Below are 14568 nucleotides of genomic sequence, written 5' to 3' on the forward strand. Positions count from 1 at the left end.
CTTCCACTACGCGAGCGGGAGCACACCATCTGGTCGCCGGGCTGAAAAAGGGTGGCCAAAAGAGGGCAGCGCAAACATCAAGAATAACGACCCGATGACGATCTGTCCAGTCCGGGCACAATCTCCCCTACCCCTGGGCGCAGATCAACTGCGAAGAGGGTGCACCCAAGAGGGCCTGCGGGTCAAGAGTTGCGCACTGCGTGTCGCATGACATGGTGCGTCAGGTGCGGGGTGTCGGCGGGGACGAGGCGAGTCAGCCAGCGAGATGACCCCAGTCACCCGCGAGTTCCGCCCAGCTGCCCGAGGCGACGATACGACCGTCGACCAGCACCACCACCCGGTCGGCCTGCGCCAGCGCAGCCCGCTTGGAGGTGGCCCCGACGACCGTGGCGGAACGGCTGCGCAAGGCCTGCCACAGTTCGATCTCGGTCGCCGCGTCGAGTGCACTGGAGACGTCATCGGCCAACAGGAGTTCGGCATCGGCGGCGAGTGCCCGGGCCAGGGCCAGGCGCTGCACCTGCCCACCGGAGAGCCGTACGCCGCGGTGCCCGACCATCGCACCCGGTCCGCCCGCGGTCTCGACGTCCGGGGTGAGCCGGGCATCGGCGACCGGTTGGTCGAATGCGCGGCCGAAACCGAGCTGGACGTTGTCGGAGAAGGTGCCGGACAGCACCCGGGGCACCTGCGCAACGTACGCGACCTGGCCGGGCCGCATGAACAACTCCGCGTCGTCGATCTCGCGGCCGTTCCAGGTGAGCGAACCGTCGTAGTCGATGAGACCGGCGAGCGCCCGCAACAGACTCGACTTACCAGAACCGACCTGCCCCAGCAGCAGGATGAGTTCGCCTCGGTGGACGTCGAGATCGACATGTTCGACGCCGACGGTGCCGTCCTCGTGGATCGCAGTGAGCCCCCGAACCTTCATCTGCTGCAAGGGAGTTCGCGGAGCGTCCGGCGCGGGCGGCGCCTCACCGGTGAGCAGATCGACTCCCTCCGGCAGCTGCATGAGGTCACGCCCACCGGCCATCCGGCTGGTGGCGGTCTGCCATGAACGCGTACCAGGCGCCTCGGTGACAACAGCTCCGGCGACCCGGCCGAACCAGTCGAAACCATTGACCGCGTTGACCACGAGCAATGCTGTTGCCAGACCCCAGACGTCCCAGAGCACTGCGGCCCAGGCGATGACGGCGCCGGTCTGCACCATCACCATCGGCACGCCGTCGAGGAACGACTGCACCCGGTGCTCCCGCACGGCCGCCTCGACGCGTCCGGCGTCGACCTCTCGCAGATGGCGGTGGAGTTCGGGGGTGCGGCCGGCGAGCTTGACCGTGCGTGCTGATTCCAGCGTCGAAACCAACGCTCGGCCGAACCGGGCTCGAGCAGCTGATGCTTGCGTGGCCGAGCGGCCCGCGATGGGACGACCGATCGCGGAGGCGAGCGCGGCAGCCAGCATCACCGCAGCCAGCACCAGCCCAGCCAGCGGCGTACCCGCTGCGATCGCGGTGACGATCGCGATCGCGAGGCCGTTGACGAAGTCGACCCAACGGTCGGCGTAACGGGCGTAGCGATCGGCGTCCATGGCGCGCGCGACCACCTCACCGGCGGGGTCTTTGTGCAGGCGGTGTTGATCGGTCTGCCCGACGAGCACCGACATGCGCACCCGCAGCAGCACCTCCACCCACCACCGTGGGTAGCGAGCGATCGCCTCGGCAAGCAGCACCGGACCGGCCATGACGCTGATGACCACGGCCACCAGCCACGGCCACGACACGAAGCCATCCTTCAGGCGTTCGACGGTGTGACCCCAGGTGAAGCCGGTGAGCGCACCGACCGATCCGGTGAGCGAGAAGACCAGGAAGAGACCGACCGACAACATGCCCCAGCTCGGGCGCACCCACAGCGCGCTCCACATGCCCTTGGCCAGACTCGGACCCGAGCCCGGGTCGGGACGTACCGGCGGGTCAGTGCGCCGTCGTTGCGAACCGACCGCCGCGGTGACATCCCGCTCCGGTTGGTCGGCGGCGTCCTGGCTGCTGCCCACGTCGGCGGCGCTGAGCAGTTCACGGAATCGCCCGTCCTGCTGGGCAAGCGTGTCGCGCGGGCCGAACTGCACCACCTGCCCCTTGTCGAGCACGGCGACGAGATCGGCGCGTTCGATCGTGGAAAGACGATGCGCGACAAGGATTCCGGTGCGACCACGCAGCAATCGGTCCGAGGCCGCAACAACGCGTGCCTCGGTGAGTGGGTCCATCCGGGCGGTCGCTTCATCGAGCACGACCACGTGGACGTCGCGGATCAGCAGCCGGGCAAAGGCGACCAACTGCTCCTCCCCCGCCGACATCAATGAGCCGCCGGGACCGAGCAGGGTGTCGAGGCCGTCGTCCAGGCCGGCGACCCAGTCGGTCAGGCCGAGTTCGTCGACGACTTCCTGCACTCGGCTGCGGGGCAGGTCGGCGAAGAGCGTGATGTTGTCGTGCAGGGTGCCGGCGATGATCTCGGTGCGTTGGGTGACCACGCCCACCTGACGTCGCAGCGCGTGCAGGTCGAGGTCGAGCACGTCAACACCGCCGATGAGCACTGACCCACGCTCCGGGTCGACCGCGCGAGAGACGAGGGAGGCGAGCGTCGACTTGCCCGAACCCGTGCGTCCGACCAGGGCGATGGTCTTGCCGGCTGGGATGTGCAGGTCGACGTCCTGCAGCGCGAAGGCACCTTCGGCGTAGGAGAAGTGCAGGTTGCGGAAATCGAGATCGGGCGTCTGGTCACCCAGGGTGAGTCCGCCGACCGGCTCCGGCTCGACCGCCAGCATCTGTCGCAGGCGGATCACCGCGCCCATGCCGGCCTGTAGGTCGGGCAACTGCTGGGCAACGTGACCGATGACGCCGACGAAGGTGCTCGTGATCAGGAACAGCGTGACGATCTGGGCGACCGAGAGCGAGCCTCCGCCGGCCAGCACGACACCCGCGACCGCGATGACGGCGAGCAAGCCGTGCAGCAACAGCACCGCGCGCAATGTGATGCGACGCTCGAGCACGATGACGTTGTAGAAGAGCTCGTGGACCTTCGCCGACAACTGGGCGATACGCCGGATCGCGAACGACTGGCCGAGGCTGGTGCGCAGGTCGTCCCGGCCCGCGATGCCCTCCTCCAGGGCTGCCGCATGGTCGGTCCACGCCATTTCTTCCAGCACTTTGCGTTCGGCGATCTGCCCCATCAACGGACGCATCACCGCAAACGTCATCGCTGCGAAGATCGGGAACAGCACCCACGCCGGCCACCAGGTGAACCCGGCGACCAGCCACATCGGCACCACCGACATGACGGCACGCAGCACCATCCACATCTGCATCCGGGCCAGCGACCCGACCTCGTGCGTGTCGTCGTCCACCCGGTCGAGCACCTCGCCGACCGCCTGCTCGGTGAGCGCGGCGAGCGGCTGGTGCAGCGCGGCGTCCAAGAGGTCGTCGCGCAGCGTGCCTTCGGCGCGGTCGACCACCGTGGCCCAGAGAATGCGTCCGAGGGTGTCGAGCACGGCTCCCCCGACCACACATGCGGCCAGCAACCACACCAACGCAGAGGTCGGACTCTCAGCAAGCTTGCCGGCGATCACCGTGCCGGCCGTCGCACCCAGCGCGGCGAACGCCAACGCGATCAACGCGGCCACCGACAACGGGTGCCGCAACCGACGCCAATCGACCTGTCGTCGTGGCGAATCGGAGGACTCGATGGTGGGGGTGCGCTGCTCGCGCGTCAGGGTGCTCATGCCGTCGTTCAGAGTACGGCCCGCCGCTGACACCCCGCACCTTCATTTCCGGCTCCTCGCGCGCCTCGCCTCGCCGCCCGCCCGCAAGCACACGCCGCGGATGAACCTCCCACGCTCCCCGGCGGACAAGTCGCGGTCGGACGCCTGCCACAACGGCCAGCCGCACCGTCGCACGACCGACCCGCCGCAGGACGAGCCCGGAAACGCAACGCGCCCCGCCCGGAAACCCGGGTGGGGCGTGTTGACTGGAGTGCTGCTTACGCAGCGGGGCTCACTTGAGCTCGACGGTGGCGCCGGCGCCTTCGAGCTGCTCCTTGGCCTTCTCGGCCGCAGCCTTGTCGACCTTCTCCAAGACGGGCTTCGGAGCGCCGTCGACGAGGTCCTTGGCTTCCTTCAGACCGAGGGAGGTCAGCGCGCGGACCTCCTTGATGACGCCGATCTTCTTGTCGCCGGCCGAAACCAGGACGACGTCGAACTCGTCCTGCTCCTCAGCAGCGGCAGCGTCGCCGCCACCGGCCGGGGCGCCCGCGGCTGCAACGGCAACCGGAGCAGCAGCGGTGACGCCGAAGGTCTCCTCGAACTGCGACACGAACTCCGAGAGCTCGATGAGGGTCATTTCCTTGAAGGCCTCAAGGAGCTCGTCAGTGCTGAGCTTCGCCATGATGGCTTCCTTTCGTTAAATGCCGTGAGTGGCTGTTTTGTGAACTGAACCGAGCGGGTTGCTCAGCTCTCGTCGCCACCCTCGGCGACGTCGGTGGTGCTGTCCGCGTCCGCAGCAGCCGGAGCCTCGGCGGCCGGGGCAGCAGGGCCCTCGGTCTCGACCTTGGCGCGGAGTGCGTCGACCGCGCGAGCGGCCTGCGACAACGGAGCAGCGAAGAGGTAGACAGCCTTGCTGAGCGACGCGTTCATCGCGCCTGCCAGCTTGGCCAGCAGCACCTCGCGGGACTCCAAGCTAGCGAGCTTGGTGATCTCCTCGGCCGAGAGCGGCTTGCCGTCGAGCACGCCACCCTTGATCACGAGGAGCGGGTTTGCCTTGGAGAAGTCGCGCAGCTTCTTGGCCGCTTCGACCGGGTCACCGGTGACGAAAGCGATGGCGGAAGGGCCGACCAGCTGACCGTCGAATGCCGTGACTCCGGCTTCGGCGGCAGCACGCTCGGTAAGCGTGTTCTTCACCACGGCGTAGGTCGCGTGCTCGCGGAGTTCGTTACGCAGGTTGGTCAACTGCGCCACGGTCAGACCGCGGTACTCCGTCAGCACGGCCGCACCCGACTCACGGAACTTGTCCGTGAGCTCGGCAATGGCGGCGTTCTTGTCGGACTTCGCCATGCGGACCTCCTTCGATCGTGTTGCCGATCAGTCCGGTCTCGACGAAAAGAGCCCCGGCGCAGATGCGCTCGGGGCTCACAGGATCAGACGCACACTCACGGGCGCACATCATGATCTGGAACTGCCTTGCTCACCTGCGCTGGTCGCCCGTTTCGGCGGGACCTTCGGGCGCTCTCCCTTGCGGGCGCGCGCCAACCGGCGGTCATTGGTGCCTCAAGGCTACGGCCAGGCATGCCTATCGACCAAATCGGTGGTGCGACTGTCGCCGTGGCGTGCTCCTGGTCGACAACCCCCGGCAAGGAGGTGAGCAAGCAAGGCTCCACACGCCACAGTGCGCCGCAACCCCTTCATCGTGCGCAGCGCCTTCGTCGACATGTCTTGCCGCACAAGGCTACGCGGCGCAGTGTCGGCACCCGACGACCGGCCACCCGGCCCAAGCGCGAAACCTCAGGCAGCTGATGACGACGACGCCGAGGAGGACGAGCTGCTCGAACCCATCTGGCGACGCACCTCAGCGAACGACTTGGCGCCCTCGGGGGCCTTGGGATCGACACTGGCACCGTAGTCGCGGTAGGTCGTCTGATCGCGGGTGCCGCGCTTGGATGCGGCGACGGGGTCTTCGAAGCGGATCAGCCGCCCCTGATCGTCCAGGTAGACATCCATCGTGAGCTGCGTCGAACCGTTCTTCGCCTTCGAACGTTCGAGGGAGGTGCGGTTCGAGGGCAGCGAGAGCACATCGCAGCCGTGCGACTTCATCGAGTTGACCTGCTTGTCGATCAACGCCGAGAAGCTGGCGGTCACCGCGTAATGCGTCACGGATGCACCGGCGATCAAGGACTTCCCCTTCACCACGGCGGTTCCGGCGCTCACCATGTCGGCGACCACGCGCGGATCGTTCTGGGCCAGCTGGGCGGTGTAGTTGACCAGGTAGCGGGTCTCCAATTCGTCCGGGCTTGCCGACTTCTTCACCCACGCGTTCGCCTGCTTGAAGTAGCCATAGGGCTCACCGCCCACGACGATCAGGTCGCGCTTTCCGGAGCCGCTGTCGGTGTACGTGCCGGTCATCGGGTCGGCGATCTGAAGCTCACCGCTGTCGGAGGAACTGGACGTGGGCGTAGCGGTGGAGCCCTCGACCGGCACCCGGGCGATGGTGAACTTCACGCTCTTGGCGGCGGTCAGCGCCTTGTGCATCGAGGCCGACAAAGTGCCACCAGGCACCGAGGTGCCCACCTGCGGCTGCGAGGTGCTGCTCGCGCTGGACGAGCTCGAGGCGCCGCCGGACGAGCCCGACGTCGAGGAATTGCTCGCACCGGACGAGGTGGAGCCCGGCTGTGAGCCGGACGTGCCGCTCACAGTCGTACCGCCGCATCCGGCCAGCAGGCCGACCGTTGCCAGAGCCGCTGAAACGCGTACCAGATTCATGGTTGTCCTCCCCAGAACAGTCGCAAGTACCAGCCTCTGAGCCTAATGATCGGGACGCGCAGCACCGCTCATCGCGCCTGCGCAATTGCGTGATGCCACCGACATCCGCCTCCGCCGGACATGACGAAACGGCCGCCCACCCGAGGGTGGACGGCCGCTCTCGCGATCAGATCGATCAGGCCTCTTCGGAGACCGCGTCCTCGGAGGTGAGGTTGCGGGTCTTGGTGAAGTCCAGCGGGATGCCGGGGCCCATCGTGGTCGAGAGGGTCGCCTTGGTGATGTAGCGGCCCTTGCTCGCGGCCGGCTTCAGACGAAGGATCTCCTCCAGCGCAGCGGCGTAGTTCTCCACCAGCGACTTCTCGTCGAAGGACGCCTTGCCGATGATGAAGTGCAGGTTGCTGTGCTTGTCGACGCGGAACTCGATCTTTCCGCCCTTGATGTCGGAGACAGCCTTGGCGGTGTCCATCGTGACGGTGCCGGTCTTCGGGTTCGGCATCAGGCCACGGGGGCCGAGCACCTTGCCCAGACGTCCGACCTTGCCCATGAGGTCGGGGGTGGCGACCACGGCGTCGAAGTCGGTCCAGCCACCGGCCACCTTGGCGATGAGGTCGTCCGAACCGACGAAGTCGGCGCCGGCGGCCTCAGCAGCAGCGGCCTTGTCACCGTTGGCGAAAACCAGGACGCGGGCGGTCTTACCGGTGCCGTGCGGCAGGTTGACGGTGCCGCGCACCATCTGGTCGGCCTTGCGCGGGTCGACACCGAGGCGGAAGGCCACCTCGACGGTCTGGTCGTACTTGGTGTTGCCGGAGGTGTCCTTGGCCAGGCGAACTGCCTGCAGGGGTGCGTACTGCTTGTCGCGGTCGATCTTCTCCGCAGAGCTGCGGTAGGACTTGCTGCGCTTCATGAGTGCTCCTCGTGAATTCGGTTGGGAGTTGTGGTGATTCGGACCAGCGCTGGCCCTACCACGGTGGACGCGGGATGCGTCCGTGATCTCCTTCCGCCGACTCGATCACTGATCGAGCCGGCGTCAGGAGAACGAGTTGTTACGGGGTCTCGATGCCCATCGAACGAGCGGTGCCGGCGATGATGCGCTCGGCCATCTCGATGTCGTGTGCGTTGAGGTCCTGCATCTTCTGCTCGGCGATGGCGCGCACCTGGTCCTTGGTCAGCTTGGCGACCTTGGTCTTGTGCGGCTCACCCGAACCCTTGGCGACGCCAGCAGCCTTCTTGATCAGCTCGGCAGCCGGGGGCGTCTTGGTGATGAAGGTGAACGAGCGGTCTTCGTAGACCGTGATTTCGACGGGGATGACGTTGCCACGCTGGGATTCGGTCGCGGCGTTGTACGCCTTGACGAACTCCATGATGTTGACGCCGTGCTGACCCAGGGCCGGACCGACGGGCGGAGCCGGCGTTGCGGCGCCGGCCTGGATCTGCAGCTTGATGAAGCCGGAGACCTTCTTCTTGGGAGGCATGGTGCTTCCTGTTCTATTTCGGTGGGCCTACGCCGTGGGCGATGACCCGGTTGCATTTCCTCACCCGAGGACCGGGCAAGGGATGTGGGCAGGACTCAGATCTTGGAGACCTGGTTGAAGCCCAGCTCGACCGGCGTTTCGCGGCCGAAGATGGAGACCAGAACCTTGAGCTTCTGGGTGACTGTGTTGATCTCGGAGATCGTGGCCGGAAGGGTCTCGAACGGGCCTTCCATGACGGTGACCGATTCGCCGACGGTGAAGTCGACCTCGGCCGGAGCGGCGCCCTTCTGTGCACCACCAGCGGCCTTCTTGCCACCGGCTGCTGCGCTCTCCGGCTCCTCGAAGGTCGGGTTGAGCATCGTGACGACCTCGTCGATCGTCAGCGGCGAGGGCGAGTGGGCATTGCCGACGAAGCCGGTGACCCCGGGGGTGTGACGCACTGCGCCCCAGCTCTCGTCGGTGAGATCCATGCGCACCAACACGTATCCGGGCATGCGGACGCGGGTGCCGACCTTCTTCTGGCCGTTCTTGATCTCGGTGAAGTCTTCCATCGGCACCTCGATCTGGAAGATGAAATCTTCCATCGAGAGGTTCTGGATGCGGTTCTCGAGGTTGGCCTTGACCTTCTTCTCGTAACCGGCGTAGGAGTGGATGACGTACCAGTCGCCGAACTGGGCGCGCAGGTCAGCGATGAACGCCTCGCGCGGGTCGACCTCGGGTGCGTCGGCCGCAGCCTCGGAGTCTTCGGCGGTCTCGGCGTCCGTGTCGGTCGCGGCAGCGCCTTCGCCGTCGACGTCGTCCTCCGGAGCGGGCGTGCCCTCGTCCTCGGCGTCGGCCATCTGGAGCTGGTTGGCCGTCGTCATCTGGAAGTCGTCCGCGGCAGCGTCGACGTTCTGGGCAGCGTCGGACTGCTCGACGGAGTCGGACGGCTGCTGCGGCTCGTCCATCGCGTCGACGTCGGTGCTGTGCTGCTCAGTCATGGACCTGCTTCCTTGTTGGGACTTCTCGTTGTCTACGTGGGCGCGAGGCCGATCAGCTGTCGCCGAAGACCCAGCTGACCCCGCGGCTGAACACCCAGTCCACGCCGACGACGAACAACATGATGAACACCAGGAACACGAGCACGACCACGGTGTACTGGGTCAGCTCTTCCCGGGTGGGACGAACCACCTTGCGGATCTCGTCGATCACCTGCCGGATGAACAGCAGGATGCGACCGAAGAATCCCTTGGAGGGCTGCTCCGTGTCGCGAGCGCTCGCGGTGCTCGTGTCGGCCACGGTTGCCTCTTCTCCTGATCGATCACGTACGACGCAGGGCACGAGGGACTCGAACCCCCAACCCCCGGTTTTGGAGACCGGTGCTCTACCAATTGAGCTAGTGCCCTGTGGCCCGAAGTGTTGGGCTTCGGGCCTTTCGCGGCTGGCTTCGGACACGACTGAGCGTGGCTGTCGACCAACCGAAGGACGAGTCTACGTCAGGACCCGCCGACGAAGCCAACTCGGCCCGCGCACTAGCGTTCACCCATGACCGGCACAGCCCATGCACGATCGGTGCTGACACTGCCCAAGGCACATCTGCACCTGCACTTCACCGGCTCCATGCGCATCGAAACAGTGCGCGAGCTCGCCCACAAGCATGGCCTCCGCTTGCCGAACGCACTCACCCACGACTACCCCCCGAAGCTCTCCGGCTCGGACGAGCGTGGCTGGTTCCGCTTCCAGCGGTTGTACGACTCCGCCCGCGCCGTTGTGCGCGACGAGTCGGACATGCGACGGGTGGTGCGCGAGGCCGCGGAGGACGACGCTGCCGAAGGTTCGCGCTGGCTGGAGATCCAGGTCGATCCGACGTCCTACGCGGGCTTCGTCGGCGGCATCACCCCGATGCTCGAGATCGTGCTCGACGAGGCCGAGCAGGCGTCGGCGGACGAAGGCATCGGCGTGGGCGTGCTAGTCGCGGCGTCCCGCATCAAGCACCCCTTCGATGCGCGCGCGCTGGCCCGCCTGGCCGCCAAGCACAGCGGCAAGGTGCTCGGGTTCGGCCTGTCGAATGACGAACGTCGCGGCGTGACTGCGGAATTCGCGCCCGCGTTCCGCATTGCCCACGAGGCCGGGCTGGCGTCTGTGCCCCACGCCGGCGAACTCCTGGGCGCGCAAGCGGTCAGCGAGACCATCGATTCCCTCGCCCCGCAACGGCTCGGTCACGGTGTGCGCGCCGCCGAATCGGAGGTCGTACTGCAGCGCGTGCTCGACACCGACATCGCCCTGGAGGTCTGCCCCGGCTCCAACGTCGCGCTCGGGGTCTATCCCTCGGCGCAGGACGTGCCGCTGCGCAAGCTCTTCGACGCGGGCGCCACGATCGCGCTCGGCGCCGACGACCCGTTGCTGTTCGGCAACCGCTTGGCCGCGCAGTACGACACCGCCCGCGAGGTGCACGGGTTCACCGATGACGAGCTCGCCGAACTGGCGCGGCAGTCGGTGCGGGCGTCCTTGGCGCCGGACGAGGCCAAGCGCGCCATGCTCGCCGACGTCGACGCGTGGCTGGAACAGCCTGCGGACGCGATCGCGACGAACTGAGGACGCCGGAGCGCTCAGAGCTCGTGGCCGACGAACACCGGTTCGTTGACCAGTTCCACATCGAAGACATCGCGTACGCCGTCGCGCACCGTGCGCGCAAGCCCCGCGATCTGGGCGGCGCTGGCACCGCCGCGGTTGGTCACCGCGAGCGTGTGCTTGGTCGACAGCGCCGCCGGGCCGGGCATGCCGTATCCCTTGCCGAAGCCGCCCTTGTCGATGAGCCATGCGGCACTGGTCTTGACCATTCCGTCGGACGCCGGAAAGCGCGGCGGAGTCGGGCCATCAGCGCCCAGCCGCTCGGTGGCGCGCTTCTCCAGGGCCTCGAACTTGCTCGGCGACAGGATCGGGTTGGTGAAGAAGGAGCCGCATGACCAGGTGTCGTGGTCATCGGCATCCAGCACCATGCCGCGCTTGCGGCGTTGCGCGAGCACGGCTTCGCGAGCGTCAGCCAGCGGAACGCGTCCGCCCTGCTCGACACCGAGCTGCGTAGCGAGATCGGCGTACGCCACCGGTTGCGAAAGGTCGGCCAGCCGGAGCTGGAAGAGCACGTCGAGCACGACGAACCGATCGGTCGGTTTGAAGATCGAGTGGCGGTAGGTGAACGCGCAGTCGGCCGAGGCGAAGGTGCGTACTTCCTGGCGGTGCCGGTCGTAGGTGCGCACCTGCGCGATGGTCTGTGCCACCTCCTGGCCGTAGGCGCCGACGTTCTGCACCGGTGTTGCACCCGAGAGCCCCGGGATGCCGGAAAGGGCTTCGATGCCCGACCAGCCCTCGGCGCAGGCGCGCGCGACGAAGTCGTCCCAGTTCTCCCCCGCCGCAACGCGCACCATCACCCCGCCGCAGGCGTCCCCGCTCTCAACGGTGATGCCTTCGTTGGCGATGTGCAGCACCGTGCCGGCGAAACCGTCGTCACTGATCACCAGGTTGGAGCCGCCGGAGACAACCAGTAGCGGCTCGTCGGCGTCGTCCACCTCGCGCACGGCATCGACGATGTCGTCGATCGACTCCGCGGTGACCAGGCGGCGCGCCGGACCGCCGACGCGCATGGTGGTGAGTCCCGCGAGCGGGACGTCGTGCTCTTCGCGCATCAGCGTTCGCTGATGTCGACGGTGGCCAGCGCGCGGCTGAGCACCTTCGTCTCGCCCTGGGTGGCGGTGAGCTCGACCGCGACGCGATCGCCCTCGATCTTCTTGATCACACCACTGACCGACAGCGGCGTAGCGCCGTCGTACTCGACCACCACGGGAGCGCTGAAGCGAACGCCGTACTCGACAACGCGGCCGGCATCGCCCACCCACTCGGAGACAAGCGACGAGGCGGCGCCCATCGTCCACATGCCGTGGCCGATCACGCTGGGCAGACCGACGGACATGGCGAACTTCTCGTCCCAGTGAATGGGGTTGAAATCGCCCGAGGCGCCCGCGTAACGGACGAAGGTGGCGCGATCGACCGGGATCTCGCGGCTGCCGATCGAATCGCCGACGTTCAGCTCACTGGCCTTCACAGTCATCACTGCTCACCCCGAATCACCACGACACAGTTGACATCGCACACCGGTTCACCCGCGACGGTGGTGATGGCCGTCTTCATCGTGACCATCGAGTGGCCCCCGGCCGCACGCACTCGATCGATCGTCGTCGCCGCGGTGATCTCGTCGCCGGCGACCAGCGGGCGGTGATGGGTGAAGCTCTCCTCGCCGTGCACCAGCCGGCTGAAGTCGATGCCTGCTTCGGGGTCGACGATCGCGGCAGCCTCGGCCTGCTGCGCCGGGATGACCGCGAAGGTCGGTGGCGCAACGACATCGGCGTAGCCGAGCGACCGGGCGTGCTCGACATCGCTGTGCACCGGGTCAGTGGCGCCCACGGCTTTCGCGAACTCGGCAACCTTCACACGGGAGACGACATAGGTCGGGATCGCCGGGTACGTCCGGCCTTCGACTTCGGGGTTGACCGCCATGGGGACGACCCTATCCGCCGCGGCCGACAGCCGCCGCCGACGCCGCCGTTGTCACTTCGCCGCCGCCCGGAGCGGCCGCACCACCGGCGGTGACCTGCGTCGCCTCGGCCCAGGTGTTGATCAGGACGAACGTGCCGAGCCGGTAGCACCCACGCGCCCATCGCGTAGGGCCACATCGACCGGTCGGACTCGGCCGCCATCGCCGGTCACGAACCCCAGGAGCCCGGCCAGCACACCGCTGCCAGCAGACAGGTGGCCGGAGAGCCTGCCGGTCCCACGCCGGTCGTCGTCCAGGGTGCGACCGCTCAGCACTGCACCGACGCAGACCAGCAGGGCACAGAGGGCGAACTGCCACGCCATCGCGTCGACGTGCGCCGCGGTGGCAGGTGTGAAGCACTCACCGTCGATCGCGCATTCGACGGCTCGGCCGAAGATCGTGTCGTGCGGCATCCAGCGGTTGGCGCGCTCGGCCAGCCCCACCATGACCAGGGCAGGCAGCCACAACAGCAACCGCGGCCAAGAGCGCCGGACGGTATTCACGACGCCCTTCCGGAGTCGGCGTCCATCACGTGCAGACAGGGGGGGGCCACACGCACGTGCCGTCCGCGAACGACAAAGCCCCGCGGCAGGAATTACCTGCCACGGGGCTTGTGCTGCGTAGGAGCCGCAGAGAGATTCAGCGGGTCTCGCGGTGTGCGGTGTGCTTGCCGCAGCGCGAGCAGAACTTCGCCAGCTCGACCCGGTCGGGGTTGTTGCGGCGGTTCTTCTTGGTGATGTAGTTGCGCTCCTTGCATTCCACGCATGCCAAGGTGATCTTGGGACGGACGTCTGCGCTCTTGCTAGCCACGGGGCAACCTGCTCTCGAAAGATGAATGTTCGTACTGCTGTGGGATTTTGGTAGCGGGAGCGGGGCTCGATCCCGCGACCTCACGATTATGAGTCGTGCGCTCTAACCAGCTGAGCTACCCCGCCTTGAGGAACACACCGGGCCGAACATTCATTCCAGCCGCAAACGTGCACCAGAGCCCCCAAACGGAATCGAACCGTTGACCTTCTCCTTACCATGGAGACGCTCTGCCGACTGAGCTATAGGGGCCTGCCTCCACCGGCGGTTTCAAACCGCTCGGTAGCGCAGCGAAGAGGCTACCGGAGACCTGCGCAAATCATGAAATCGGACCCGCGAGCACCGTTCCGACGGCGTGCACGGCGCCCTTGCGGTCATCGCGCAGCACGAGATTCCAGCCGCCGTCGTCGTCGTTGGCGATGAACCGAACACGCCCCGGGATGAGCACCGGCTTCTTGAATTCGACCTCGATCGTGTACGCCTCGGGCAGGCGGTTCTCGACCGCTGCGAGCATGCGCGCCTTGCTCCACATGCCGTGCACGATCGTCGTCGGGAAGCCCAACGCCTTGGCCGCGAGCGGATGCATGTGGATGGGGTTCACGTCACCGGAGACGGCCGCGTACCGGCGCCCGAGGTCTGCGGTGAGCGCCCAGGTGACACCCGCTCCGTCGGCAGGCTCGACCTCTGCCACCTTCGCCGGCACCTCACCCGGCACCTGCTGGCCACGGAAGAGATAGGTCGACGTCTCTTCGAACACGACCTCCTCGCCCACCCGGATGGTGGCAACGAAATCTGCTTGCGCACCCCGGAAGTGCGGACGCAGGTTGCGCACACCCACCTCGATGTCGAGCACCTCCAGGGCACCGACCGGGCGGTGCTGGGTGATGGTGTTCGTGAGGTGCACGCTGCCCATCAGCGGGAACGGGAACTCCTTGTCGGCCATGAGCGTGACCTGCAACGGGAACACCAGGACGTGCAGGTAGGTCGACGGCACGAGGTGGGTGACCGGGAAGCCACACACCTGGTCGTAGGCCGCGAGCGCGCCTTGGTCGATGCGGACGCCGCGCTGCACGACGCGCAGATCCGGAAGGGCGCGTCCCTTGCGGACGAAGCCCGTCGCCGCCGCCTTGGCCAGCATCGGCCCGAGGGTCGGTGTGGTGGACAGTTCGATCGTGCGGGTCATTGACGCACTTTCCCTTCGACGTGCGAGC

At 67.2% G+C, this 14568-nt stretch carries 15 protein-coding genes and 3 tRNA genes; 1 reads left to right on the forward strand and 17 read right to left on the reverse strand.

All coding sequences use genetic code 11. The features are described 5' to 3' along the window. Nucleotides 1-253: 253 nt before the first annotated feature. The 9 genes from J5M86_RS11985 to J5M86_RS12025 all read right to left on the reverse strand — a co-directional run bounded on the left by J5M86_RS11985 (nt 254) and on the right by J5M86_RS12025 (nt 9368). Nucleotides 254-3763: an ABC transporter ATP-binding protein gene (locus J5M86_RS11985; protein ID WP_188059210.1), complete on the reverse strand. Its 3510-nt coding sequence runs from the start codon at nt 3761-3763 to the stop codon at nt 254-256. Between the two features lie 271 nt (nt 3764-4034). Then, nucleotides 4035-4424, reverse strand: coding sequence for a 50S ribosomal protein L7/L12 (rplL, locus tag J5M86_RS11990; protein ID WP_188059209.1), 390 nt, complete (start codon nt 4422-4424; stop codon nt 4035-4037). 62 nt (nt 4425-4486) lie between these two features. Further along, entirely contained in the window at nt 4487-5089 is a 603-nt protein-coding gene (gene rplJ / locus J5M86_RS11995) for a 50S ribosomal protein L10 (RefSeq protein ID WP_188059208.1), read from the reverse strand. 447 nt (nt 5090-5536) lie between these two features. Next, complete coding sequence (locus tag J5M86_RS12000) at nt 5537-6511, reverse strand: hypothetical protein (RefSeq protein ID WP_188059207.1); 975 nt, start codon at nt 6509-6511, stop codon at nt 5537-5539. A gap of 175 nt (nt 6512-6686) precedes the next feature. Continuing rightward, nucleotides 6687-7415 (reverse strand): 50S ribosomal protein L1, encoded by a 729-nt coding sequence (gene rplA, locus J5M86_RS12005; RefSeq protein WP_188059206.1) that lies wholly within the window; start codon nt 7413-7415, stop codon nt 6687-6689. A 139-nt stretch (nt 7416-7554) separates the two neighbouring features. Further along, a complete protein-coding gene (gene rplK / locus J5M86_RS12010) occupies nt 7555-7983 on the reverse strand; it encodes a 50S ribosomal protein L11 (RefSeq protein WP_188059205.1) in 429 nt (142 codons plus the stop codon). 95 nt (nt 7984-8078) lie between these two features. Further along, nucleotides 8079-8963, reverse strand: a complete 885-nt coding sequence (gene nusG / locus J5M86_RS12015; RefSeq protein ID WP_188059204.1) for a transcription termination/antitermination protein NusG — start codon at nt 8961-8963, stop codon at nt 8079-8081. A gap of 52 nt (nt 8964-9015) precedes the next feature. Next, nucleotides 9016-9261 (reverse strand): preprotein translocase subunit SecE, encoded by a 246-nt coding sequence (gene secE, locus J5M86_RS12020; RefSeq protein ID WP_188059203.1) that lies wholly within the window; start codon nt 9259-9261, stop codon nt 9016-9018. Nucleotides 9262-9295: 34 nt separating this feature from the next. Then, a tRNA-Trp gene (locus J5M86_RS12025) sits at nt 9296-9368 on the reverse strand. A 139-nt stretch (nt 9369-9507) separates the two neighbouring features. Between J5M86_RS12025 and J5M86_RS12030 the strand changes: the two genes are divergently transcribed. After that, complete coding sequence (locus J5M86_RS12030; RefSeq protein ID WP_188059202.1) at nt 9508-10557, forward strand: adenosine deaminase; 1050 nt, start codon at nt 9508-9510, stop codon at nt 10555-10557. Between the two features lie 14 nt (nt 10558-10571). On the opposite strand, the gene J5M86_RS12035 is transcribed toward J5M86_RS12030, so the two are convergent. The 8 genes from J5M86_RS12035 to J5M86_RS12070 all read right to left on the reverse strand — a co-directional run bounded on the left by J5M86_RS12035 (nt 10572) and on the right by J5M86_RS12070 (nt 14540). Continuing rightward, nucleotides 10572-11645: a UDP-N-acetylmuramate dehydrogenase gene (locus J5M86_RS12035; protein WP_188059201.1), complete on the reverse strand. Its 1074-nt coding sequence runs from the start codon at nt 11643-11645 to the stop codon at nt 10572-10574. Further along, nucleotides 11645-12067, reverse strand: coding sequence for a MaoC family dehydratase (locus J5M86_RS12040; RefSeq protein WP_188059200.1), 423 nt, complete (start codon nt 12065-12067; stop codon nt 11645-11647). Before J5M86_RS12040 ends, J5M86_RS12035 begins: the two co-directional genes overlap by 1 nt. Then, complete coding sequence (locus J5M86_RS12045; RefSeq protein ID WP_188059199.1) at nt 12067-12513, reverse strand: MaoC family dehydratase N-terminal domain-containing protein; 447 nt, start codon at nt 12511-12513, stop codon at nt 12067-12069. Before J5M86_RS12045 ends, J5M86_RS12040 begins: the two co-directional genes overlap by 1 nt. Nucleotides 12514-12633: 120 nt before the next feature. Beyond that, nucleotides 12634-13053 carry a hypothetical protein gene (locus tag J5M86_RS12050; RefSeq protein ID WP_188059198.1) on the reverse strand — a complete coding sequence of 140 codons (420 nt, stop codon included), beginning with the start codon at nt 13051-13053 and terminating at the stop codon, nt 12634-12636. A 136-nt stretch (nt 13054-13189) separates the two neighbouring features. After that, nucleotides 13190-13360: a 50S ribosomal protein L33 gene (gene rpmG, locus J5M86_RS12055; RefSeq protein ID WP_188059197.1), complete on the reverse strand. Its 171-nt coding sequence runs from the start codon at nt 13358-13360 to the stop codon at nt 13190-13192. A 48-nt stretch (nt 13361-13408) separates the two neighbouring features. Beyond that, nucleotides 13409-13485: transfer RNA gene (locus J5M86_RS12060), tRNA-Met, on the reverse strand. Between the two features lie 51 nt (nt 13486-13536). Further along, nucleotides 13537-13609 (reverse strand) — tRNA-Thr (locus J5M86_RS12065). Between the two features lie 67 nt (nt 13610-13676). Continuing rightward, a complete protein-coding gene (locus tag J5M86_RS12070) occupies nt 13677-14540 on the reverse strand; it encodes a MaoC/PaaZ C-terminal domain-containing protein (protein ID WP_188059196.1) in 864 nt (287 codons plus the stop codon). Nucleotides 14541-14568 lie beyond the last annotated feature (28 nt).

Origin of the sequence: Yimella sp. cx-51, from assembly GCF_017654605.1 — a bacterium.
Classification (GTDB): Bacteria; Actinomycetota; Actinomycetes; order Actinomycetales; family Dermatophilaceae; genus Yimella.